Raw genomic sequence first — 23,618 nt, 5'->3', positions numbered from 1 at the left:
CAGAACTTACAGGTCGTCCCCTTCTTTGTCTGACCCTTCGTACAGTTCGGGCAGACCGACGTTATCTTCTTTCTTGCCACGGTTCCGCTTTCTCGCCTCAAGAAGGAGCTTGGCGCTCTCATAGGTGTGGATCCGCGTTCGCCAGGGATCGGGCTCCATGTACTCCCAGAAGTTCAGCACCTCCTGGTCCCAGCGGGCCTCGCCGCAGGCCAGACAGTGGACGACGCCGAGTTCCTCCAGCACCTTGTGCAACTGGTGCCGCCCGGTCGGACTGCCCTTGCACCGGGATTTGGCAATTTTGGCCATTTCAGGGGACATCTCACGGGCTGGCATGCCACCCACTCTAACCACGGTCAAGATCCACGGCCATCGTTTCCCGCCACGCGCACTATTCGCGCCTCACACGTCGCCGAGCGTGGCGATGACGTCCGGGGAGTGGCCGGCGGCGACGAGCGGCGCGCGGACCTCGGCGTCCAGATCGGGCTTGTAGCCGAGCAGGACGTCGGCCGGTCCGGTGAACTCGACGGCGCCGAGCGCGGCGGGCAGCAGGAGGGTCCGGCCGGGGCCGAGGACGTCCGTCCAGCCGCCCGAGCGCACCTCGATCGGGCCGCCGACGTTGGTGAACACGACGGCGGAGCGGAACTCGTGCCGGGCGACGGCGCCGGACGCGGCCGTCCAGCGTTCCAGGGCGAAGTGCGGGCCGGCGGCGCAGAACGTCCGCTCGACGTCGGCGGACGGCCGCACCGCGAGCCCCGGCTGGAAGTCCGGACGGTGCCACGGCTCCCATTCGGCGATGACAAGGTCGAGATTGTCCTGCCAGATGCCCTCGTCGAGGAGCGCGCCGTCCTCCTGGCGCCAGCACGCGGCGCTCTGCTGGACGTCCGACGTCTGCTCGATCTCGTAGACGAGCGTGTCCGGACCGAACGAATGGATCGTTCCACCCGGCACGTACAGCGTCTCCCCCGGACGCACCGGCAACCGCCGCAGCACCGAGTCGTAGTCCTCGTTCAGCAGCGCTCGGCGCAGAGCCTCCGCGTCCACACCCGGCAGCGTCCCGGCGAGCGCGGTGGCGCCGGGCGGCGCGTCCACGACGTGCCACGCCTCGGTCTTGCCGTTGGGCTCTGACTCCAGCCGGTGCGCGGTCTCGTCGTCGGCGTGCAGGTGGACGGGCAGCGGCCCGGACGCGTCGATGAACTTGGTCAGCACCGGGAACCGCGCGCCCTGGCGGCCGGGCCCCATCAGCTCGACGGGGAACTCCTCGGCGAGGTCGCGCAGCGTCCGTCCGGCGAGCGGGCCGTCCAGGACCTCGCCGACCGCGCCGTCCACGTCGCTGACCTCCCAGGTCTCGGCGACCGGGCCGGGCACCTCGGACGGACGGCCGAGCCGGTCGGCGATGGCCGTGCCCCCGAACGCGTGCGTCATGACCGGGGTGGTCAGCCGCAGCGGATACCAGTCCATGACCGAGCCTCCTTCGTGCGAGATTGCCGACCTTTCACCGCTACCCGCCGCGCCCCACGTGAAAGGCCAGTTCAGCCGGGTAGTCGGACGGCATGGAATTCGGATACACGCTCCTGTGCGAGCAGACACCGCCCAAGCAGCTCATCTCGGACGCGGTCGGGGCGGAGGAGGCGGGCTTCGCCTACTCCTGCATCTCCGACCACTACTTCCCGTGGATCGACGACCTCGGCCACTCCGCCTACGCCTGGTCGGTGCTCGGCGCCCTCGCCCACGCCACCGAGCGCCTGCGGCTCATGACGTTCGTGACCTGCCCGACCATGCGGTACCACCCGGCGGTCGTGGCGCAGAAGGCCGCGACGATGGGCGTCCTGTCCGACGGACGGTTCACGCTCGGCGTCGGCGCGGGCGAGAACCTCAACGAGCACATCGTCGGGCGCGGCTGGCCGTCGGCGGACGTCCGGCACGAGATGTTCCGCGAGTCCCTGGAGATCATCCGGCGGCTGTTCGACGGCGGGTTCGTCAACTACCGGGGCGACCACTTCCGCGTCGACTCCGCCAAGATCTACGACCTGCCGGCCGAGCGCGTCCCGATCGGTGTGGCGGCGTTCGGTGAGCGCGCCGGACGTATCGCCGCCGAGTTCGGGGACGCGCTCGTCTCCGACCAGCCCGTCGCGGACGTCGTCGCGGACTTCTCGTCCGGCGCCGGGCGCGGCAAGCCCGTCTACGGGCAGCTCCCCGTGTCGTACGGGACGGACGCCGACGACGCCCTGCACCGCGCGCACAAGCTGTGGCGGTGGGCCGTCCCCGGCTGGAAGGTGCTGGCCGAGCTGCCGGGGCCGAAGAACTTCGAGGCGAACTCGGCGAACGTGCGGGCCGACGACGTGGCGTCGGCCGTCCCGAGCGGGCCGGACGTCGAGACCTACCTCAACGCGGTGAAGACCTGGGCGGACGCGGGGTTCACGCACCTGTCGTTCTGCCAGATCGGCGCGGACCGGCAGGACGACTTCCGCCGGTTCGCCGAGGCCGAGCTGCTGCCCGCGCTGCGCGAGCGCTACGGATGACCGGGCGGCGGACCCGGGCGCGGCCCCGGGTCCGCCGGGTCCGTCACAGGATGGGCGTCCCGCCGGTGACGGCGACACGCGCGCCGGACACGTAGCTCGCCTCGTCGCTCGCCAGCATCACGTACACCGGGGCCAGCTCGGCGGGCTGCCCCGGACGGCCGAGCGGCGCGTCCTCCCCGAACGACGCGACCATCTCCGGCGGCATCGTCGCGGGGATCAGCGGCGTCCAGATCGGGCCGGGCGCGACGCTGTTGACGCGGATCCCGCGCGGCCCGAGCTGCTGCGCCAGCCCGCCCGCGAAGTTCGCGATGGCGGCCTTCGTGGCGTTGTAGGCGAGCAGGAACGGCGGCGGCATGTCCGAGTTGACCGACGTGGACGCGATGATGGACGACCCCGCCCCCATGTGCGGCAGCGCCGCCTTGCACAGGTGGAACAACGCGTTGAGGTTGGTCTCGATGGTGCGGTTCCACTCCTCGTCCGGGACGTCCTCCAGCCGGTCCCGCGTCATCTGGTAGCCGGCGTTGCTGACGAGCACGTCGATACGTCCGAACGCGTCCACGGCGCGGCGGACGACCGTCCGGCACTGCCCGGGATCGCGCAGGTCGCCCGGAACGAGCACCGCCTTCCGCCCGGCCTCCTCCACCAACCGCGCGGTGTCGGCCGCATCGTCGTCCTCCTCCAGGTAGGAGATGAGGACGTCGGCGCCCTCGCGCGCGTAGGCGATCGCGACGGCGCGTCCGATGCCGCTGTCCCCGCCGGTGATCACGGCGGCCTTGCCGGTCAGCCGTCCCGAGCCGCGATAGTCGTCCGCGCCGCTGTCGGGCCGGGGGTCCATGACCCCCTCGCGGCCGGGCGGACGCTGCTGCTGGACGGTCGGGCTCATGACGTCACCTCCGTGTCGCTTCCACTGAGCCCCGCAGCTACCCGCTCCCCCCGCGTCCCACCGTGTGCAGTGTCAATTTGACCAGCCGTTTGCCATGCCGTCCGACGGGCCGGACATCCCCGGCTGGCGCGATCCCGGAGGCCGAGGAGTCGGAGGAGTGGATCGTGGGGAGGCTCGGGGTGTACGCGGTGTTGCTCGGTTTGGAGTTGGAGCATTTGCGTGGCTGACGAGCCCGAGCATCATCGGGATCTCGGGTACACCGAGACGGAGTTCCCGGCGCAGCAGTTCAGCGTCGCCGAGTCGGAGCGCGGGCTGACGATCAGCGGGACGTGCCCGGCGTGCGGCGGGCGGACGGTGACGACGCTCGGCCGGGGCAGCCCGGAGGGAGCCAAGGGGTTCTTCCGGCGCGGCGCGGTGCGGACGAGTGCGGCGCCGCGCACGGTGACCGTCTATTGCGAGTGCGGGCATGTGCACGCGGATCGTCCGGCGGACGCGATCGACGCGGGGTGCGGCGCGTTCTGGGACGTCGAGCTGCCGTGAGCCTCGACAAGAAGCGGTGGGCACAGCGCGCGCAGGCGCTCAAGTTCACCCAGCTCGACGGCGCGCGCAAGCAGGCGGAAGCCTGGCGGACGGGGCTCGGGGGGCTGACGGCGCTGCTCGGCGCCGTCCTCATCGTCAAGGGCCGCGACAACGTGACCGCGCTGACGCCCGGTTTCCGGTGGTTCGTGGTGGTGCTGATCGGGGTGGCGCTCGTCCTGCTCGTCACCGCGACGCTGCTCGCGATGCGCGCGGCGGCGGGCAGCCCCGGCGCGGACATCCTGCTCAGCGGCGAGTCGTTGCAGGCGTGGACGGCGGACGAGGTCAAACGCGCCTCCCGCGCGATCCGCAGCGCCGCGTGGCTCACGACCGCCGCCGTCGCCTGCCTGGCCGTCGGCATCGGCGCGACGTGGCTCGGCCCGCTGGAGAAGCCCGAGAAGTCCCTCATGGAAGTGCTGTACGCGGGCGGACGGGCCTGCGGCGAGATCGGCGGCGCGGACAAGGGCCAGTTGATCGTCCGGGAGGCGCGGCGGCCGGTGGTGGTGCCGCTCGCGACCGTCCAGCGGATGCGGGCCGTCGCGTCGTGCGGCTGATCCCGCCCGTCCCCGAGCACGCCGGCCTCGGCCGCCTGTCCGCCGTGCTGCGCGCCGAGGACCGCGAAGCCGCCTACGACGGCCTGCTCGCCGACCTGCGCGCTGCTCGCCTGAGAGCGCATGGCCCGCAGACCCCCGGGTACGCGGACGGGCGACGAAAGGAGCGCACGATGACCAACATCCAGCAACCGTCCATGCGCCGTTCGGGCCACACGCCGACCACCGCGCAGCCCCCGCCCGAGGCGACCCAGCCGAAGGGCTCGCGCCGCCGCGTCCACCCGCACGGGACGGACAAGGGCGCGAAGGGCGGCGGCCAGGGCGGCGGCACCCCGCCCGCCCAGCGCCCCGACCACCCGGGCTGACCTACGCCCGCCCGCCCCCACAGCCCGGGGCGGGCGGGTGTGGGACGGTGCCGGGGACACTGTTCCCCGAGGACGGGAGACCCCGGCATGACCGATTCATCCGTGCGGTTGGAGGCCGACGGCCCCGTCCGGCACCTGGTGCTCGCCGCGCCCGCCCGCCGCAACGCGCTCACCGCCGCGATGCTGCGCGAGCTGGCCGCCGCGATCGCCGCCGTAGGCGACGACCCGGACGCGCGGGCGCTCGTCGTCCGCGCCGAGGGCCGGGCGTTCTGCGCGGGCGCCGACGTGACGACGCTGTTCGGCGACCTGGACCGTCCGACCGGCGCGATCCGCGACGACCTCAAGGCCGTCTACGCGGCGTTCCTCGGCCTCGCCGACCTGGCGATCCCGACGATCGCGGCCGTGGACGGCGTCGCCGTCGGCGCGGGTGCGAACATCGCGCTGGCCTGCGACATGGTGATCGTCGGGCCGCGCGCCGCGTTCGCGTTCAGCTTCGCCGACATCGGCCTGCACCCGGGCGGCGGCGCGACGTGGTTCCTGGCGTCCCGGCTCGGCGGGCACCGGGCGCTCGCGACCGTCCTGGACGCCGACACGATCGACGCCGCCCGCGCGATGGACCTCGGCCTCGCCACCCGCCGCGCGGACGACCCGGCGGCGGCGGCCGTCGAGCTGGCGAAACGCTGCGCGGAACGCGACCCGGCGCTGGTGAGGGACATGAAGCGCGCCGTGCGGCTCGCCGAGACGGGCCCGCTGGACGCGGTGGTGGAGTTCGAGGCGTGGGCGCAGGCCGCGTCCGTCGGACGGCCCGCCTTCGCCCGCTATGTCGCCGAGTTCCGCGCCCGCGCGCAGCCGGGAAATCGTTGATCGAAAGCATGTCGGCGCAGCGTGCCACGGGGGCGTTGCACGCGCGCAAGCCTCCGTGACCGGGTGCTCGCCGAGGCGTCAAGATGGCTGTCGTGCGGGTCTCGCCGACAGGCCCGCCGGTCCGCGCCCGTGATCCTCCGCCCTCTCCCCAGGGCGGAGGTCCGGCCAGCCCGTCCCGTCCGGGGCGGCGCGGCCGGCCAGGACGGAAGGTGGCCCGCCGTGGGAACCGTGCTGAGCCTGGGGCCGACCCCGGCGGACTGCCCACCGCGCCGCGCCGTCCCGGCGCCGAACCCGGCGCGGATGGACAACCACTATCTGGGCGGCAAGGACACCTACGCCGCCGACCGCGCCCTCGCCGACCGTGTGGTGGAGCTGGCGCCGGTCGTCCCGTCGCTGGCCCGCGCCGGGCGCGCGTTCCTGCGCGAGAGCGCGCGGCGGCTGGCGCGCGCGGGGTTGCGCCAGTTCCTCGACGTCGGGTGCGGGCTGCCGCTGCCCGGCGAGCGGCTGGACGAGATCGTCCGGCGGGTGGATCCGCGCAGCCGCGTCGCCTACGCCGACCGCGACCCGATGGTCGTCTGCCACGCGCGGGCGTTGCTCGCGGTGGAGGCGGGGACGTCCGCCGCGCAGGCCGACCTGCGCGAGCCGGTGCGCCTCCTGCACCACCCCGAGGTGCGGCGCGTCATCGACCCGGACGCGCCGACCGCCGTCTTCCTCGTCAACGTCCTGCCCGCCGTCACCGACGCCGAGGACCCGTGCACGATCATGCGGGAACTGCTCGGCGCGCTGCCGCCGGGCAGCCACGTCGTCGTGTGCCACCCGGTCCGGACGCCCGCGCTCGACGCCGCCGCCGCGCTGTGCCGGGAGGCGGACGTCGCGTTCGTCCCGCGCGACGAAGAACGGATCGCCGGGCTTCTGCGCGGCTGGGAGACGCTTCCCGCGACACCGCCCGGCGACGACGAATCCGCACTTCCCCTGTTGCGCCGCGTCGGAAGAAAGGCGGCGTGACCGCGTTAACCGGTGCGGTGGCCCGGCCGGTGCGCGCCCCGTTAGAATCAGGCGTCCGGCGCAGGTCTATTCCAGGGCTTTGGATGGCAACCGACAGCGAGCCGAAACCCCTCTCGGAGATCGCGGCCGAGGTCGGGCTGAACATTTCCGACGTCGCGGCCTTCTCCGGGCTGGACGAGAGCACCGTCTTCCGGCTGTGGGAGAACCAGCACTGGCTGGAACGGGCGAGCGGCCGGTCGCTGCAGACTCTCATCTCGTCCGTTCCCGGCATCGCCGAATACGTCACGACGCATTCGGTGGTGAAACGGCGCGAATCCCTGGTGGCCGATCTGGACGCGGCGGGACTGACCGTCGATCTGACGGTCCTCCGCTCGTCCACGGTGGCGCAGCAGCACCTGCTGAACGCCCTGGAGGCCGGCCTGCAGATCATGCGGGGCGAGAAGCCGCCGCGCGTGGCGTCCTACCTGGCGCGGTTCTGGGGCCGTGAGCAGGACCGCGCGCTGGAATCGCTGTTCGCCGGCGAGAACGGACTGCTCACCGACCCCCGGCCGCTGTTCGACGCGGCCATCGAGATCGCCCCCCGCCTGAACCAGCGCGCGTACTCGTTCCATTCCATCCTGGCCCTCAACATCCTCACCCACCAGGTCAGCAAGGTGACGCGGGAACTGTCGGAGGACCTCGCGTTCGAGGTCCCCGGACGGCAGTCGGCGTTCATGCTGCGCGGCGTCGTGATGGGCACGCTGATCGCCACCGACGACATCGACCTCGCCGAGCGGTACCGCCGCATTCTGGAGGCGACGCCGATGTACGCGGGCCTGGAGGAATGGTCGCTCCCCACCTACGCGCGCGACGGGCGCGTCACGTCCGATTTCACGCTGCCGAGCGACCTGTCGCTGCGGCACACGGCGGTCGAAGTGCTGCGCGAGATCGACGCGTACAACGACGCCTATTTCTATTACCTGGTCTCGACCTATCTTCCGCTGGCGCTGCGCCGGGACCCGAGGTTCGGCGGGCGCGTCGCCGACCTGGCCGCGGCCGTCCGCCGGCGGCGGGAGACGGTGCCGGACCGGAGGATCCGCGAGACCTGCGACCGCCTGCTGCGGCGGCTGGCCGCGCTGACCTGACGCACGAGGGAGAGTGGGGGCCGGTGGACGAGACGAGTGAGACGTTCGCGGAGGTGACGCGCGAGCGGTGGGAGGCCAACGCGGCGTACTGGGTCAAGGTGATCCGGGAGCACCGCGACCGGTACCGGACGGACCTCACCGACCGGGCCGTCCTGGACGCGATCGGCCCGGCCGACGGCTGCCGCGTCCTGGACGCGGGCTGCGGCGAGGGCTACCTGGCGCGGCGGCTGGCGGCGCTCGGCGCGGACGTCGTCGGCGTGGACGCGGCGCAGAACCTCGTGGACGCCGCGTCCGCCGTCCCGGCCGACGGCCCCGGCGCCGCCCGCTTCCTCCGCGCGAGCGTGGACGCCCTCCCGCTCCCCGACGCCGCGTTCGACCTGGTGGTGTGCAACCACCTGTTCAGCCATCTACCCGAACCGTCGCACGCGATCAACGAGTTCGGACGCGTCCTGCGCCCCGGCGGCCGGCTGATCATCCTGACGCTGCACCCGTGCTTCTACGTCTTCGATTCCGAGCGGGGGGCGTCCAACAGCGTCCCGGCGTCGGAGTACTTCGGCACGCGCGGCATCGACCAGCGTTTCCTCGTGGACGGCCTGGAATCCCCTTCCATGATCACGTCCTGGCTGCGGCCGCTGGAACACTACGCTGGAACGCTCCGAGACGCCGGTTTCGTCCTCGCCGACCTGCGCGAACCCCACCCGTCCCCGGAACAACTCCGCGACGACCCATGGTGGAAGGAGAGCTTCCCCGCCGCTCTCTTCCTCCTCCTCATAGCCGAACGCCGCTGACCGCCGTGACCGCATCCGGCCATCGCCCGCCCGCGCCGCGCCGGAGGACGTCGAGGCGAAGTCGCACCGTGCACCGCGATATCGCGAGATCCCCGGTCCAGAGGCATCCGGACGCGGTCGCCCAGTCTCGACCTTGTGCCGATCGTTCAGCGCCGAACTCGATGGGCAAGAAGCCGAACTAAGGAAGTAAAGGAGTTTAGACTCATCTCGTGCACAAGACGCGGCACAGGCTTAACAAGACATGCGCACTACCACACATACCACTAATCAAAGATCAAGGCCGCTCGTCTATAATGCCTGTTCCTTGAGCATGAAAATAACAAGGCAGGTGCGCTGTGGCAGCCGACGGCCCGATCGAGAACAGCGGACCCCCCTCTCCCGGCGGCACCGGCGGATCGCGCAATGTCCTGTCCGGCGGAACCGACGGGCCGGTGGTGCAGGTCGGGACCGTCCAGGGAAACGTTCAGCTGGGTCACGCCACTTCGTTTCCGCCACCGGCACAACTACCGGCGGTACGGCGACATTTCACCAATCGCACGAACGAAATGTCGTCACTGCGGGAAATAAGCAACCGGGTCCGTAATGGCCAAGAGCCATCGTTGACCGTTATCAGCGGTACCGGAGGAATTGGCAAGACCACGCTCAGCGTGGCCTGGCTGCAAAGTGTCCGCGACCTTTTCAGCGACGGTCAGCTATTCACCGATCTGCGGGGTTTCTCCGGAACGGAGCCCGTCGAGCCCGACGCGGTCCTGACCGGATTCCTGCGGGCCCTGGGGGTCGGTCCCGAGGCCATCCCGCCCCGGATCGACGAGCAGGCGGCATTGTTCCGCTCCCTCACCGCCGGACGCCGGATGATCATCATGCTGGACAACGCGATGTCGGCCGCGCAGGTCCGGCCGCTCCTTCCCGGGCACGGGCCGATCCTGGTCGTCGTCACGTCGCGCAGCAGCCTGCCCGGCCTCGCGATCGACGGCGCGTCCTACCTGACGCTGGGCCCGTTCGCCGAGGAGGACGCCCTCGACCTCCTGGACCGGATGATCGGCACGGACCGCGTCAGCGCGGAACCGGACGCGGCCCGCGAGCTGGCCGCCCTGTGCGACGGGCTGCCGCTCGCGCTGTGCACCTCCGCGTCGCAGCTCGCCGCCCGCGTCCGCTGGCCCATCCGGCGGATCGTCGACGAACTCTCCGACGAGCACCGCCGACTGACGACGCTGCGCGCGGAGGACGACTCCGTCCGCAACGTGTTCGACGTCGCCTACAAGGCCCTGCCACCGGACGCCGCCCGGATGTACCGGCTCCTCAGCGTGTATCCCGGCGCGTCCCTGCCGATCGAGTCGGTGGCGGCGATCGTCGGCGCCGACCCCCGGTCCGCGCGCGCGACGCTGGACGTGCTGACCGAGGCCAATCTCATCGAGGAGGGCGGCGACGGGCGTTACCGCTTTCACGATCTGGCCCGCATCTACTCGCGCGAGATCGCGCAACTCGTGGAGCGGCACGACGACCGGGACGCCGCTTTCCGGCGGCTGGTGGACCATCGCCTGGCGCACGCGGTCGCGGCCGACCGCGCGGTCATCCCCGCGCGCTGGCACCTCGGCGGCCATTACGAGGAGACGCCCGTCGTCGAGTTCGCGTCCGTCGAGGACGCGCTCAACGCACTGGAGACCGAGCTGTCCGACAACGCCGCTCTCATCGGATCCGCCCGCGCGCACGGCCTGCACCGCGAGGTCTGGCAGCTCTGCGAGGCCCATTGGGGCCTCTTCGTCTACCGCAAGCACTACGCCCACTGGCTCGCTACGTACACGACGGGGCTGGAGTCCGCAGCCGCCTGCGAGGACCCCGCCGCCGAAGCGCTGATGACCGAGGGCGTCGCGTCCGCGCACCTGAACATGCGGAACTTCGCCCTCGCGCAGACGTACGCCGAGCGCGCCATCGTCCTGGAGCGCCGGGCGGGGCGCGTGGTCGGGGAGGCGGCGGCGTTGGAACGGCTCGGCGTCGCCCGGCAGGGCCTCGGCGATCCCGCCGGAGCCGTGGCGGCCTACCGGCGGGCGCGGGAACTGCACGAGGGAATCGGCCGGGCGCGCGGCGTCGCGCTAATGGCCCGCCACATCGGCGACGCGCTCCTCCAGGACGGCCGGCCCGACGAGGCCGTGCCCGCCTTGGCGGAAGCGCTCGCCTACTTCACCGCGAAGAACGACGACTACAACCGTGCCCGGACGCTCACCGCGCTCGGCCGCGCGCACGCCGCCGCCGGGCACCGCGCGGACGCCGACACGGCGCTCGCCGAGGCGGCCGGCCTCGCGTCCGGCGCGGGTGCCCGGCACCAGGAGGCCACGATCGCGCTCGCCCGGGCGGACGTCGCCCGCGACCGGGGCGACGCCCGCGCCGAGCGCGGTCACCTGGAGCTGGCCGCCGAGTTGTTCGCCGCGCTGGGCTCTCCCGAGCTGGCCGAGGTGCGGGCGCGTCTCGGCCCGGAATGACGGGCCCTCGGGACGAGAAGACCGCGGTGCGCGCCGGCCACGATCAGCCGGAGCCCTTCGGCGTCCGCGCCCGCGAGGAGCCGGGCGTGCGCGAACGAGGCGGCCCACGCGGTCAGCGTCCACACGTCGCCGTGGACGGTGAACTCCGCCGCGAACCCGTCCCGCACGACGATCACGCACCGGTCCGGGGCGTGGACCTCGGCCCGCACCAGGGGGCTTCCCTGAACGTCCGGATCCGGTCCGGTGACCAGGACATCGGCGATCTTCGCCCACCCGGCGTCGTCCGGCCCGCCGAGCGTCACCGCCAGGTGCTCGTCCACGGCACCGGCGGGCGCCGGCGACGCGGTGGCGGGACGTTCGACGAGGACGAGCGCGACCCGTCCGCCGTAAGTCTGAGCCGTCACGCGGACGCCGTCCGGCGGCGTCCGGTCGGCGGCGAACGCCTGGACGAGCCGTGCGCTCATCGGACCGGCCCCCCGATCGGCTCGGGCAGCGGCACCGGCTCGGTCGACGCCGGAGACTCCGGCTCGGGAAGGTCCATCATCTTGTACATCAGCGCGCGCAGCCGCGGCGCGGCCCGGCCGGGTTCCCCGGTGAGCCGGTCGCGCAGCGTGGCGGCCCGGTCCGGACGGTGGCTCGCGATACAGCCCTCGAACTGTGGGACGAGCGGGCCGTCGAGGTCCAGGCGCGGGAAGATCCGTCCGACGGCCTCGGCCGTCGAATCAGGGGCGACGTCGCGGTCGGGAAAGGCGCCGAGCAGTCCCGGACGACCAGCAGCCGCCGAATAGGCGGTGACGGACCCGCAGTCGCCGAGCACAACGTCCGCCGCCACGATCGCCGCACGCCAGCCCTCCTCCGGCGGAAGCAGCCGCAGCCCCGGCGCGTCGGACGTCCACGCGAGCACCTGCCGGCGTCCGTGCCAGTTCCAGATGACCGGGTGCAGGGCCGCCGCGACGACGTAGCGCTCGGCCGGCAGCTCGGTGACGAGCCGGCGCAGTATGTCGGGACACGAGCCGACGAGACCCTTCCCGCCCCAGGTCGACGTCACGAAGACCAGCCGGCGGCCGGGGCCGACGCCGAGGGCGTCCCGGTACGCGTCCCGGCGCCCGAAGCTCGCCTCGACGCGGTCGTAGGCCGGGTCGCCGACGACGTGCGCGACCCGCTCGGCCTCGGGGACCACGTCGAGGAGCTGCCGCCGCTGCGCCGGGTGCGACAGCCCGATGGCGGACGCGATCACCCGTCCGCCCGCCACGTAGTTCTGCCGGGCCAGCCCGGCGAGGGGCCGCCGCACGGGCGGCCCGGCACCGTCCCACCGGCGCGCGGCCACGCTCGGCCCCATTCCGTGCTGGAGCAGCAGAACGGGGGCGTTGACGTGCTGCAACGCGCCGTCCCCGGCCGAGACGGCCAGGTCGAAGCGGTTCTGGGCGGCCTGCTCGAACGGGATCTCGACGGCGCCCGCCGCCCGGAGATACTCCGTCGCCCCGACCGAAAGCACCGAGGCGGGCGCGACCGTATAAACGACCTGCACCCTGCGGTCCCGCTCTACGAGCGGCAGCACGTCCGCGAGCCGCGTGGCCGCGGTGACGTGGTGGACGACGGCCAGCACCGTCCGCTCGGCGGTGAGCGTCGCCCCCTTGGACCGGCCGATCCCGAACGGTCCCCTCCTGTATTCCATGCGTCCTCCCCGTGCCGGACTCCCGACGGCGCGGGCTTGCGCGCCAGTCGGATCGTCGGCTCAGGGACCGGACGGTTCACCTGCACTCCCCCGGACGATTTCCCTGCAACGCAGGACAGACGGGGAAAACAGAAAACGAGCGGACCCGGAGGTCCGCCCGCGGTGTTCGCGACCGCTGGGGCACGGTCGCGAACCGGCGATCACACCATGAAAATCGCGCTTTGGAACGTGCCCACCGTGTCGCGCGGCTGAACGACGTGGTGTCTGCCGGACTTGGCGGCGATCCCCGCCGAACGGCCGGGCGTTTCGGACGCCCCGGACACCGCGCTCGTGATCAGACTGAAACCAACGACTGCGGCGGCAGCAGCCACGAAAGTGAATTTCTTCACGGCGATCCTTCCAGATGCGTCACCATTGACGCACGTGACAAACGGTACCGTGACGTAGAGCGCACGGGCGGACTCAACGAACATGTCGTGAGGGTATAGGAAAGATCGCCTACATCGCGACTTACCTGGCAGACCGCCGCCTTGCATAGGATGCCATGTTTCGGTCGGGCGTGCGACACAAAGGTGAGATTCTCAACGTATCCCAGCGGTAATAGTCTACTTTTACCTAGAAAGACCGATTTGTCCGTGCGAGACTGGGGGCGATTCATCGGTCGGGGGGTCGACTCATCCGTTCACGGGAGGAACCGGATGACGCTGATCGGTGTTCTCGGCCCGGTCGGACTTCTTTCCGACGGCTCGCTCCACACCACGGGCACGCCGAAGGAGAACCACGTTCTCGCCGTCCTGGCGCTGAACTGCGGACGGACCGTCCCCACGAACACGCTCATCCACCGGGTATGGCCCGGCACCCCGCCGGCCAACGCCCGCACCACGCTCGGCAGTTACATCACCAGGCTTCGCGGGCGCCTGCGATCCCTCGCCGGGGCAACCGCGTCGATCATGGCCGAGGCGGACGGTTACCGGCTCGCCGCCGACCCCGACCTCATCGACGTCCACCGCGCCGAGCGACTGCGCAGGCAGGCCCGTTCCCTCGCCGACAGCGGCGAACGGGAACAGGCGCGCGAACTCTTCCTCCAGGAGGACCGTCTGTGGCGGGGCGAGCCGCTGCACGGCCTGGCCGGACCGTGGGTCGAGGCCGAACGCCTCAGCCTGGAGGAGGACCGGCACGCCGCCCGGCTGGAGCGCCTGGACCTCGACCTGTGCCTCGGCCGGCACGCGCTGGTCGTGGGCGAACTCCAGCGGCTCGCGGCCGGCCGTCCGGCCGACGAGCAGGTCGCCGCCCTGCTCATGACGGCGCTCCACCGCTGCGAACGGCAGGCCGACGCGCTCGCCGCGTACCGGCGCGCCCGCCGCCATCTGTGCGATCAGCACGGAACCGAGCCGGGTCCCCGGCTGCGGGACCTCCACGAGAGCATCCTCCGCGGGGACGGCGGCCCCGCCGCTCCCCCGCATCGCCACGGCGGGACCGCGCGGATCAACGAACTGCCGCCCGTGGACTCCCGGTTCACCGGCCGCAAAGAGGAACTGCGCGGCCTCCTCGGCGCCGGAGATGCACGGATCACGGTCATCACGGGAATGCCGGGCGTCGGAAAGACCGCGCTGGCCGTCCGCGCGGCGCACCGGCTGGCACGGGGGCGGACCGACGCGCTGTTCGTCACCTTCGACAGGCCCGGCGCCGGCCCGTCCTCTCCGTTTCTGCACACGGTCTTCCCCGACCTGCTGCTGCAACTGGGGATCGCTCCGCCGAGGATCCCCTTCGAGCCGGAACGGCAGCGCGACCTGTGGCGGCGCGAGGCGACGGGACGGCGCCTCGTCATCGTCCTGGACGACGTCGTCCACCTCGACCAGTTCCGCGACGTGGCCACCGGGCTTCCCGACTGCCGCGTGCTCGTCACGTCCCGTCGGCGGCTCGACGCGCCGGCGGGATCCGGGCACCTGCCGCTGGCCCCGCTGAACGCCGTCGATTCGCGCGGCCTCGTGACCCGGGTCGCCGACGACGCCCTCGACCCCGCGACCGTGGACGCCATCGTCGAGCAGTGCGGCGGGCTCCCGCTGGCGCTGTGCCTCACGGCCAAGTCCGCGACACGGGAGCCCGCCGGGGCGGCGTTGCCCGGCCTCGCGCCCGGCGAGCCCGACCGGTCCCCCGTGTGGGAGGCGTTCATGCGCTCGTACCGGACGCTGAACGACGAGCAGCGCCGGTTCTTCCGGTCCCTCGGCTCGAACCCGTGCGCCGACATCGGCGAGGAGGCCGCCGCGGCGCTCACGGGCCGCCCCTCCACCGCCGTCCGCGCGGCGTTCGACGTGCTGCGCGACCAGCACCTCATCGAGGCGCCCCGGCAGGGACGGCTGCGGATGCACGGGCTCGTCCGGGACTTCGCCTACCGTCTCGCGCTCACCGAGGACGCGCCGCAGGAGCACCGGCGGCGTACGGGCCGCCTCCTCACGTACTACCGGCGCCACGCCGAACGGGCCGACACGCTCCTGTTCGAGCACCGGCGGCGCCTGCCCGGACACGGCGGAGCGAGCCCGGTGCCCGGTCTGACCGACGCGGCGTCCGCCCAGGACTGGTTACGCGAGGAGATGGACAACGCCCTGATCATGGCGCGCCACGCCCTGGAGCACGGGTGGGAGCGCGACGGGATCCTGATCGTGCATGCCCTGGCGCAGTGCCTGGAGATCGGCGGCCGTTACGAGCGCGGCGTCGAGGTGCAGGACGCCGCCGTGCGCGCGGCCCGGGAGACCGACGACCTCGCCGCCGCCGCGCGGTTGCTGTACGAGACGGGCTTCACCCACTTCCGCACCAGCGCCCCCGGCCGCGCCCTGCCGTACCTGCGGGACGCCCTCGCCGGCTTCCAGACGCTGCGCGACAAGCCAGGCGAGGCGGACGCGCGCGACGTGATCGGGATCGTCCTGTGGACCACCGCCCACTACAGGGAGGCACTCGCCCACTTCCGCGACGCGCACGCGCTCTACGCGGTCATCGGCGACGAGCGCGGGATGACCGAGACGATGGCGCACGCGGGCATCGCGCTGTGGCATCTCGGCCACTACGACGACGCCGAGGACCACCTGCGGCGCTCGCTGAACGACTACCGGGCCATCGGCGACGAGCGCGGCGAGGGCAGGGTCGTGAACAACCTCGGAGAGATCAACCGGCTGCGCGGCTACCACCGGGACGCGGCCGAGTGCTACCGGCGGTCGGGCCGCATCTTCGCCCGGCTGGTCGGGCCGCTGAACGAGGCGATCGTCCAGAACAACCTCGGGAACGTCGACCAGTACAAGGGACGGTACGAGGACGCGCTGCGGCGCTACCGGACGGCGATCGCGGTGTTCCAGAACTTCGGCGACCGGCGGAACACGGCCGACGTCCTCAACAGCATCGGTGCCACGTTCATGATGGAAGGCCGAGCGGTCGAGGCGGCCGCCCATTACGAGAAGGCCGAGCGGCTCGCCGCGGAGGTCGAGGACCCCTATCTGCGCGCCCTCGCCCTCTACGGGATCGCCGACGCCCATCACGCCGCCGGACGGTATCCGGCGGCGGAGGAGCACTTCGGCCGTGCGCTGACCATCGCCCGCCAGATCAGCGACCCCTACCAGGAGGCGCGGGCGCACGACGGCCTGGCGCGGACCGCCCTGCAATCCCAAGGCCAGGCCGCCGCGCGCATCCACTGGCTGCAGTCGCTCGATCTGTTCACTCGGCTCGGTGTGCCGGAGGCCAAGACGATCGACATCAAGCTTCAGACGATGGGCGGGCTCGCGTCGTAGGTCAGCGGGGGCGGGGGAAGGCGTTGCGGCGGGCGAAGGCGTTCAGGTCGGCCCAGTCGTCGCCGGTGTGGGCGTGGTTCGGGTCGAGGCAGCCGAGGGTCATGGGCTGGGGGACGGTGTAGCGGGGGGCTTTGAGGTTCGGGGGGTTCTCGAAGTCGAGGACTTCGGCGAGGTTGCGGGCCGCCGCGTCGCGGACCGAGAGGGGGTCCAGGCCCCAGCGCCATTCGACGAGTTTCAGGACGGACGTGTGGTCGTAGGTCTCGTGGGCGACGGCGCCGCGGCGGGCGCGGGGGGAGATCAGCAGGCAGGGGACGCGGAAGCCGCGCAGGCCCGTGCCGAGGTCGGGGCGCGGGTCGGGGCCGGCGGGCGGCGGGACGTGGTCGAAGAAGCCGCCCCACTCGTCGTAGTTGATGACGAGGAGAGTGCGTTCCCAGTTCGGGGAGTTCACGACGGCCGTGTAGACCTTGTTGAGGAACGCCTGGCCGAAGCGGATGTCGGCGAGCGGGTGCTCGTCCTCGGAGAGGCCCGGCAGCAGTTCGCCGAGGAAGCCGGGCTCCACGAAGCTCAGCGCGGGCAGGTCGCCGTTCTTGGCGTCGTTGTAGAACTCCCAGATGTTCTTGCTGATGTCGAGGTGCTTCAGGCCCCACAGGGCCGTGAAGGGGACGTCGCTGAAGTAGTAGCGCGCCGGGATCTTCTTGGCGGCCAGCCGGTCCCAGATCGTCGTCAGCTCGGAGATCGCGAACGTGTTGGAGATCCGGTCGGTCTGCGCCGCGTGCTGGAAGATCCGGTTCGGGAACGTGGACGACATGACGGCCGGGAAATAGCGGTCGCAGACCGTCCAGTCGCGGGCGGCGTGGCCGTGGAAGCCCAGGTCGGCGCCCTCGTAGTAGCTGATGGAGAAGACGTCGTTGTTCCCGGCGCGCAGCCAGCCGTCGCAGGCGCCGTCGTTGTACTCGGTGCGCCCGCCCGCGTAGGAGTGGTCGGGGTCCTGGAAGCCGCAGCCGTGCGGAACGGTCAGGTGGTGGGTGGCGTGGGACGCGCCGGACGCGTCGGTGAACGTCAGGCCCGCCTGGCGTCCGTCCGCGCCGGGCAGCCACCCGAGGTAGTGGTCGAACGACCGGTTCTCCATCATCACGACGACCACGTGGTCGATGCCGGAGTCGCGCGGGTCGGGGAGCGTCCCGACCGGCGCGGTCGCCGCCGTCGTCGCCGCCGCGCTGCCGCCCGCCGCGACGACCGCCGCTCCCGCCGTCCCGGCGAGAAAGCCCCGCCGGGTGAGTTCCTCGATGCCCATGCCTCGTCCTCCCGTCGCTGCGCCGCCGAGCGAAGTATCACGACTCGTGCGGCTCCGGGGAAGAACGGGAGGCGAGTGGAAGATGAAGGAAATTCATCCCCAAAGGACGGCAGAATGGGTTTCTAGAACCGGACTCGGCACAGGAGGCCGCCCATGACCGTCCGCGTCGGACGACGGGACACCGTCGCACTCGTCGGCATCGACCGGCCCGACCGCCGCAACGCCGTGGACCGGCCGACCGCCGACGCGCTGGTCGCCGCGTTCCGCGACGTCGAGGCCGACGACGCAGTGACCGCCGCCGTCCTGTACGGCACCGGCGGCACCTTCTGCGCGGGCGCCGACCTGCGCGCCGTCGGCACCCCGGACGGCAACCGCGCCGAACCCGACGGCGACGGGCCGATGGGGCCGACGCGGATGCGGCTGTCCAAGCCCGTCATCGCGGCGGTGAGCGGGCACGCCGTCGCGGGCGGGCTGGAGCTGGCGCTCTGGGCGGACCTGCGCGTCGCCGACGACACCGCCGTGTTCGGGGTGTTCTGCCGCCGCTGGGGCGTCCCGCTCATCGACGGCGGGACGGTCCGGCTCCCGCGCCTCATCGGGCAGAGCCGGGCGATGGACATGATCCTCACCGGCCGTCCGGTGGACGCCGCCGAGGCGCTGGCGATGGGCCTGGCCAACCGCGTCGTCCCCGCCGGGACGGCCGTGGACGCCGCCGTCGAGCTGGCCGCGTCGCTCGCCGCGTTCCCGCAGACCTGCCTGCGCGAGGACCGCGCGTCCGTCCTCGACCAGTGGGGCCTGGACGAACCGGACGCCCTCGCCGCCGAGTGGCGCCACGGCATGACGTCCCTGGCGGCCGACGCGGTCGACGGCGCGGCCAGGTTCGCGGCGGGCGCCGGACGCCACGGCGCGTTCGACCAGGGCTGAGCTGGGGGAACGCGTCCGGTTCGTCCGCCGCGCCAGCCTGGATCCGCCCGCCGCCGCTCCGTACGATGACGGCCCGTGCCCGACGTTCCCGCCGCCTTCGAGCTGCCCTCCGCCGGACGCGCCGCGCTGTTCCCCACGGTCACCGTCCTCGCGTGGCTGAGCGTGGCGTGCCTGTTCGCGTCGGCCGTCCTCGCGCTCGCCGGACGCCCCTACGCCGCGTTCGGCTGCGGCCTCGCCGGGACCGTGCTGCCCGCGGCGGCGGTCGCGGCGGGCCGGGCGCTGCGCCGGAGCGGGCTGGCGCGGCTCGTGCTGGACGCGCGCGGGCTGCGCTCGGTGACCGCCGCCGGGGACGCGTGCTGGACGGTCGCGTGGGACGAGCTGGCGGACGTCGTCGTCGGCCCCGGCGTCCTGTCCCTGTTCCCGTTCGAGGGGTTCGCGGCGCGTCATCCCGAGATGGCCGGGTTGTGGGCGGGCGACGGCGCCTACCGCGTCCTGTTCTCGCACCGGCTGCGCTCCTGGCGGGAGCTGCGCGCGGCCGTCGACGCGTTCGCGCCGCACCTGCGCCGGGGACCGGACGGCCCCGCGACGCCGGCGGGCTCCCTCGGCGCGGGCCGCTACGGCGTGTCCCGGCTGCTGCTGCGCGCCGAACCGGTCGCGAGCCCGGGGCGGCGCCCGGCCGAGGTGGTCGCGGCGGTCGCGGCGCTCGCCGGGTGGGGCGCGGCGCTGTCGGGGCACCAGGCCGAGCGCGCCGTCCACGCCGCGCACGCGAGCGGGGCCGTGGACGTCGGACGGCTCCTGCTCGTCGGGCTCGGCCCGCTGCTGCTCGCGGCGCTGCTGTGGCGGGTGTGGGCGGGCGCGCCGACCGCGGTGTGGGCGCTGGCCGTCTACGGCCGCAACGTCGGCGCGGCGCTCACGGCCGCGCTGCTGCTGATCCACGCCGTGACGCGCGCGGTCGCGGCGGCGCTGGCGCGGACGCCGGGCCCCGGGCCGTCCGGCGGGGACCTGCTGCTGTGGGCGGGCACGCCGCTGCTCGTGGTCGCGGGCGCGCTGCTGCACCGCCGCCGGGTCTGGGCGTGGGTGCGGGTCAGGCCGTGACGCCGTGCGCGGCGAGCGCGGGCAGGACGGCCGGCGGCGTCAGCGGCAGCTCGCGGAACCGCACGCCCGTCGCGTGATGGACGGCGTTCCCGATCGCCGCCGCGACCCCGACGATCCCGATCTCGCCGATGCCCTTGGCGCCCATCGCGTTCAGGTGCGGGTCGGCCTCCTCGATCCACGCGGCGTCGATGTCGGGGACGTCCGCGCAGACCGGGACGTGGTACTGCGCGAGGTCGTGGTTGAGGTAGTCGCCGAACTCCAGGTCCAGGACGCCGCGTTCCATCAGCGCCATCCCGGCGCCCATCGTCATCCCGCCGAGGAACTGCGACCGGGCCGTCTGCGGGTTCAGGATGCGGCCCGCCGCGTAGACGCCGAGGAGCCGGCGGACGCGGATCTCGCCGGTGTCCAGGTCCACGGCGGTCTCGGCGAAGTGCGCGCCGAACGCGTGCCGCGCGTACTGCGGACGGTTCTTGAGCTCGTCGGCCGTGTCGGCCTCGGCCTCCTGCGGCAGCCCGTCGCCGAGCTTGGCCAGCAGCGCCTCGCAGGCGCGGACGACGGCGTGCCCCCAGCTCGCGGTGCCCATCGAGCCGCCCGCGAGCGGTGCGCGCGGCAGGTCGCTCTCGCCGATCCGCACGGTGACGGCGTCCGGCTCGGCCTTCAGCGTCTCGGCGGCGACGCCCGTCAGGACGGTCCGCGCGCCGGTCCCGATGTCGGCGGCGGCGATCGAGACGGTGAACGTCCCGTCCTCCTCGGCGCGCACGCGGGCCTTGGCGGGCATCGTCATCGCCGGGTAGGTCGCGGCGGCGACGCCGGTGCCGACCAGCGTCCGGCCCTCGCGGCGGACGCCCGGACGCGGGTCGCGGTGGGCCCAGCCGAACCGGTCCGCGCCCTCGCGCAGGCACGCGACCAGGTTGCGGGAGCTGAACGGCAGGCCGGTGTCGGGGTCGGTCTCGGGCTCGTTGCGGACGCGCAGCTCGATCGGGTCGATCCCGGCGGCGCAGGCCAGCTCGTCCATCGCCGACTCCAGCGCGTACATCCCGGGCGTCTCACCGGGGGCGCGCATCCACGACGGCGACGGGACGTCCAGCCGCACCACCCGGTGCCCGGTGTAGAGGTTCGGCGTCCGGTACATGTGCCGTGCGGCGACGGCCGCCTGCTCGGCGAACTCCCGGATCCGGGACGTCTGCGCGACGGACTCGTGCAGCACCGCGCGCAGCCGTCCGTCGGGGTCGGCGCCGAGCCGGACGCGCTGGACCGTCGGCGTCCGGTACCCGACGGTCGCGAACATCTGCTGCCGCGTCACCGCCAGCTTCACCGGGCGCCCGGCCGCGCGGGCGGCGAGCGCGGCCAGCACCGGCACCGGACGCGGCGTCCCCTTGGACCCGAACCCGCCGCCGACGTGCGGCGACACGACCCGCACCTGCTCGGGGTCGAGGCCGAAGATCTTCGCGAGCGTGTCCCGGACGACCACCGACCCCTGGTTGGAGTCGTGCACGACGAGCCGGTCGGGCGCGGTCCACTCGGCGAGCGTGGCGTGCGGCTCCATCGCGTTGTTGTACTCGGCCGGGGTCGCGTAGGTGACGTCCACGCGGACCGGCGACTCCGCGAACGCGTCCGCCGGCTCGCCGCTCCCGGACTCGGGGGCGAACCCGCCGTTCACCTTCTCCGGCTGGTACAGCCCGGGATGGTCGGGGTCCAGTTCGACGTCCATGTCGTCCGGGGCGTACTCGATCTCCAGCAGCCGTCCGGCCTCGCGCGCCGTCTCCAGCGTCTCGGCGACGACCGCCGCGATGATCTGGCCCCGGTAGGAGACCGTCCGGGACTGGAACAGGTGCAGCTCGGCGTCCGGCACGGGCGCGATGTCCGGCGGGTCCATGCAGGACAGGACGGCGATCAGCCCCGGCAGTTCCGGCGCCCGCACCGACAGCACCTCGCCGCGCGCCACGTCGGACGTCACCGCGAACGCGTACGCGACGTTCTCGGCGGGGTACTCGTAGGCGTACTTGGCGTTCCCGGTGACCTTCGCGCGGCCCTCGATCCTCATGCGTCCTCCCCGAGGCCGGCCAGCGCCGCCGTGATCACGTTGACCGCCAGCGTCACCTTGTAGGCGTTGCCGCTCAGCGGCTCGGCCGCCGCCAGCTCCACCTCGGCCGCCGCCCGGTAGCTCGCCTCCGTCGCCGGCCGGCCGCGTAGGGCGTCCTCGGCGCGGTGCGCCCGCCACGGCCGGTGCGCGACGCCGCCGAGCGCGATCCGGCAGTCGCGGACCGTCCCGTCGGCGACGTCCAGCGCGACGGCCGCCGAGACCAGCGCGAACGCGAACGACGCCCGCTCGCGGACCTTGCGGTACCGAGCGGGCATGTCCAGACGGGCGGGCACCTCCACGGCGGTGATGAGGTCGCCCGGCCGCAGCGTCGTGTCACGGGACGGGTCGTCGCCCGGCGACCGGTACAGCCGCGCCAGCGGGACCACGTCCTCGCCGCCGGGATGCCGGACGCGGACCCGGGCGTCCAGCGCGGTCAGCGCGACCGCCATGTCGGACGGGTGGGTCGCCACGCAGTGCGGCGAATGGTCCAGGATCGCCATGTTCTCGTTGTCGCCGTGGACGGCCGGGCAGCCCGTGCCCGGTTCGCGCTTGTTGCACGGCTTGGTGACGTCCTGGAAGTAGGGGCAGCGCGTCCGCTGGAGCAGGTTGCCGCCCACCGTCGCCTGGTTGCGGATCTGCCCGGACGCCCCCGCCAGCACCGCCTGCGCCAGCAGCGGATGATCGTCGCGGACGCCGAGGTCGGCGGCCAGATCGCTGTTGCGGACGGCCGCGCCGATCACCAGCCCGCCGTCCGCGCGGTGCTCGATCCGGTCGTAGGGCAGGCGCGCGACGTCCACCAGGCGGGCCGGGGTCGCGACGCCGAGCCGCATCAGGTCCACGAGGTTGGTGCCGCCGCCGAGATACTGCGTGTCGTCGGTGTGCCGGTTCAGCGCGTCCTCGGCGGACACCGCGCGTTCGTAGGCGAACGGCCTCATCGCGCCGCCTCCCGCACCGCCGCGACGATGCCCTGGTAGGCGCCGCACCGGCAGAGGTTGCCGCTCATCCGCTCGCGGATCTCGGCGTCGTCCAGCGGAGGCTCGGAGGCGACGTCCTCGGTGACGGCGCTCGGCCAGCCCCGCGCGGCCTCGCGCAGCACGCCCGTCGCCGAGCAGAGCTGGCCCGGCGTGCAGTAGCCGCACTGGTAGCCGTCCTGGGCGAGGAACGCCTCCTGGACGGGGCTGAGCCGCTCCCCGTCGGCCAGGCCCTCGACCGTGACGACGTCCGACCCGTCCTGCGCGACCGCGAGCGCGAGGCACGCGTTGGCGCGGCGGCCGTCGAGCAGCACCGTGCAGGCGCCGCACTGGCCGTGGTCGCAGCCCTTCTTCGCGCCGGTCAGGCCGAGCGTCTCGCGCAGCGCGTCCAGCAGCGACGCGCGCGTGTCGACGGTGAGCCTGCGCAGGCTCCCGTTCACGGTCAGGACGATGTTCGCGCGCACCACTGACGCGCCCCCGCTCACCATGATCTCTCCCCTACCCGCGTTCCGTCTCGTCTCACCCGCGGAAACCCCACGTGACCGCTGTGTTGCGGGAGACCTGGCTGACGGGAGGGTTAGGGGACTATGACTTTCAGTAGCGGGTTGGGGACAGTACGTTGGGCCGCGCCGGGAAGATCCGCTTCCAACC

At 73.0% G+C, this 23,618-nt stretch carries 22 protein-coding genes; 12 read left to right on the top strand and 10 right to left on the bottom strand.

Annotated features, from left to right (window positions below; all coding sequences use genetic code 11):
• Positions 1–6: 6 nt before the first annotated feature.
• Together BTM25_RS10095 and BTM25_RS10090 are read right to left on the bottom strand one after the other, a co-directional pair.
• Complete coding sequence (locus BTM25_RS10095) at positions 7–333, bottom strand: hypothetical protein (RefSeq protein WP_146059017.1); 327 nt, start codon at positions 331–333, stop codon at positions 7–9.
• 66 nt (positions 334–399) lie between these two features.
• Positions 400–1,458 (bottom strand): type I phosphomannose isomerase catalytic subunit, encoded by a 1,059-nt coding sequence (locus BTM25_RS10090; protein WP_103562415.1) that lies wholly within the window; start codon positions 1,456–1,458, stop codon positions 400–402.
• A 92-nt stretch (positions 1,459–1,550) separates the two neighbouring features.
• On the opposite strand from BTM25_RS10090, the gene BTM25_RS10085 reads away from it, so the two are divergent.
• Positions 1,551–2,519 carry a TIGR03557 family F420-dependent LLM class oxidoreductase gene (locus tag BTM25_RS10085; protein WP_103562414.1) on the top strand — a complete coding sequence of 323 codons (969 nt, stop codon included), beginning with the start codon at positions 1,551–1,553 and terminating at the stop codon, positions 2,517–2,519.
• Positions 2,520–2,562: 43 nt separating this feature from the next.
• Here BTM25_RS10085 and BTM25_RS10080 read toward each other — a convergent pair whose 3' ends face one another.
• Positions 2,563–3,402, bottom strand: a complete 840-nt coding sequence (locus BTM25_RS10080; RefSeq protein ID WP_103562413.1) for an SDR family oxidoreductase — start codon at positions 3,400–3,402, stop codon at positions 2,563–2,565.
• Between the two features lie 219 nt (positions 3,403–3,621).
• Here BTM25_RS10080 and BTM25_RS10075 point away from each other — a divergent pair, with 219 nt between their 5' ends.
• From BTM25_RS10075 to BTM25_RS10045, 8 genes are all read left to right on the top strand, one after another.
• A complete protein-coding gene (locus BTM25_RS10075) occupies positions 3,622–3,942 on the top strand; it encodes a hypothetical protein (protein ID WP_103562412.1) in 321 nt (106 codons plus the stop codon).
• Positions 3,939–4,532: a hypothetical protein gene (locus BTM25_RS10070; protein WP_103562411.1), complete on the top strand. Its 594-nt coding sequence runs from the start codon at positions 3,939–3,941 to the stop codon at positions 4,530–4,532. The genes BTM25_RS10075 and BTM25_RS10070 overlap by 4 nt, the downstream gene beginning before the upstream one ends.
• Positions 4,523–4,894, top strand: a complete 372-nt coding sequence (locus BTM25_RS29930) for a hypothetical protein (RefSeq protein ID WP_205648018.1) — start codon at positions 4,523–4,525, stop codon at positions 4,892–4,894. The genes BTM25_RS10070 and BTM25_RS29930 overlap by 10 nt, the downstream gene beginning before the upstream one ends.
• 87 nt (positions 4,895–4,981) lie before the next feature.
• Positions 4,982–5,758, top strand: a complete 777-nt coding sequence (locus tag BTM25_RS10060; protein ID WP_103562410.1) for an enoyl-CoA hydratase — start codon at positions 4,982–4,984, stop codon at positions 5,756–5,758.
• Positions 5,759–5,977: 219 nt separating this feature from the next.
• Positions 5,978–6,763, top strand: coding sequence for an SAM-dependent methyltransferase (locus BTM25_RS10055; protein WP_103562409.1), 786 nt, complete (start codon positions 5,978–5,980; stop codon positions 6,761–6,763).
• Positions 6,764–6,846: 83 nt separating this feature from the next.
• Positions 6,847–7,887: a hypothetical protein gene (locus BTM25_RS29600; protein WP_168212072.1), complete on the top strand. Its 1,041-nt coding sequence runs from the start codon at positions 6,847–6,849 to the stop codon at positions 7,885–7,887.
• A 23-nt stretch (positions 7,888–7,910) separates the two neighbouring features.
• Entirely contained in the window at positions 7,911–8,675 is a 765-nt protein-coding gene (locus BTM25_RS10050) for a class I SAM-dependent methyltransferase (RefSeq protein WP_168212071.1), read from the top strand.
• 545 nt (positions 8,676–9,220) lie between these two features.
• Positions 9,221–11,152, top strand: coding sequence for a tetratricopeptide repeat protein (locus BTM25_RS10045; protein WP_103562407.1), 1,932 nt, complete (start codon positions 9,221–9,223; stop codon positions 11,150–11,152).
• Here BTM25_RS10045 and BTM25_RS10040 read toward each other — a convergent pair.
• From BTM25_RS10040 to BTM25_RS10030, 3 genes are all read right to left on the bottom strand, one after another.
• Positions 11,068–11,616 (bottom strand): hypothetical protein, encoded by a 549-nt coding sequence (locus BTM25_RS10040; protein WP_103562406.1) that lies wholly within the window; start codon positions 11,614–11,616, stop codon positions 11,068–11,070. The genes BTM25_RS10045 and BTM25_RS10040 overlap by 85 nt on opposite strands.
• Complete coding sequence (locus BTM25_RS10035) at positions 11,613–12,827, bottom strand: hypothetical protein (protein ID WP_103562405.1); 1,215 nt, start codon at positions 12,825–12,827, stop codon at positions 11,613–11,615. The genes BTM25_RS10040 and BTM25_RS10035 overlap by 4 nt, the downstream gene beginning before the upstream one ends.
• A gap of 200 nt (positions 12,828–13,027) precedes the next feature.
• Complete coding sequence (locus tag BTM25_RS10030) at positions 13,028–13,300, bottom strand: hypothetical protein (RefSeq protein ID WP_146059016.1); 273 nt, start codon at positions 13,298–13,300, stop codon at positions 13,028–13,030.
• Positions 13,301–13,525: 225 nt separating this feature from the next.
• Here BTM25_RS10030 and BTM25_RS10025 point away from each other — a divergent pair, with 225 nt between their 5' ends.
• Positions 13,526–16,603, top strand: coding sequence for an AfsR/SARP family transcriptional regulator (locus BTM25_RS10025; protein ID WP_168212070.1), 3,078 nt, complete (start codon positions 13,526–13,528; stop codon positions 16,601–16,603).
• Position 16,604: 1 nt separating this feature from the next.
• Here BTM25_RS10025 and BTM25_RS10020 read toward each other — a convergent pair whose 3' ends face one another.
• The gene (locus tag BTM25_RS10020; protein WP_103562402.1) at positions 16,605–17,897 is read right to left on the bottom strand and encodes an alkaline phosphatase family protein; all 1,293 of its coding nucleotides are present in this window, start codon (positions 17,895–17,897) and stop codon (positions 16,605–16,607) included.
• A gap of 153 nt (positions 17,898–18,050) precedes the next feature.
• On the opposite strand from BTM25_RS10020, the gene BTM25_RS10015 reads away from it, so the two are divergent.
• Together BTM25_RS10015 and BTM25_RS10010 are read left to right on the top strand one after the other, a co-directional pair.
• Positions 18,051–18,818, top strand: a complete 768-nt coding sequence (locus BTM25_RS10015) for a crotonase/enoyl-CoA hydratase family protein (protein ID WP_103562401.1) — start codon at positions 18,051–18,053, stop codon at positions 18,816–18,818.
• Between the two features lie 75 nt (positions 18,819–18,893).
• Positions 18,894–19,913 carry a hypothetical protein gene (locus BTM25_RS10010; RefSeq protein WP_103562400.1) on the top strand — a complete coding sequence of 340 codons (1,020 nt, stop codon included), beginning with the start codon at positions 18,894–18,896 and terminating at the stop codon, positions 19,911–19,913.
• On the opposite strand, the gene BTM25_RS10005 is transcribed toward BTM25_RS10010, so the two are convergent.
• The 3 genes from BTM25_RS10005 to BTM25_RS09995 are packed head-to-tail and all read right to left on the bottom strand — an operon-like array spanning position 19,903 to position 23,455.
• On the bottom strand, positions 19,903–21,957 hold the full coding sequence (locus BTM25_RS10005) for a xanthine dehydrogenase family protein molybdopterin-binding subunit (RefSeq protein WP_103562399.1): 2,055 nt from the start codon (positions 21,955–21,957) through the stop codon (positions 19,903–19,905). The two genes, BTM25_RS10010 and BTM25_RS10005, sit on opposite strands and share 11 nt — an antisense overlap.
• Positions 21,954–22,931, bottom strand: a complete 978-nt coding sequence (locus tag BTM25_RS10000; RefSeq protein ID WP_103562398.1) for an FAD binding domain-containing protein — start codon at positions 22,929–22,931, stop codon at positions 21,954–21,956. The genes BTM25_RS10005 and BTM25_RS10000 overlap by 4 nt, the downstream gene beginning before the upstream one ends.
• Positions 22,928–23,455: a 2Fe-2S iron-sulfur cluster-binding protein gene (locus BTM25_RS09995; protein ID WP_205648017.1), complete on the bottom strand. Its 528-nt coding sequence runs from the start codon at positions 23,453–23,455 to the stop codon at positions 22,928–22,930. Before BTM25_RS09995 ends, BTM25_RS10000 begins: the two co-directional genes overlap by 4 nt.
• Positions 23,456–23,618: the final 163 nt, after the last annotated feature.

Origin of the sequence: Actinomadura rubteroloni (genome assembly GCF_002911665.1) — a bacterium.
GTDB lineage: Bacteria > Actinomycetota > Actinomycetes > Streptosporangiales > Streptosporangiaceae > Spirillospora > Spirillospora rubteroloni.
Note: the sequence above shows the minus strand (reverse complement) of the source record. Positions and strands in the feature narration are given on the sequence as shown.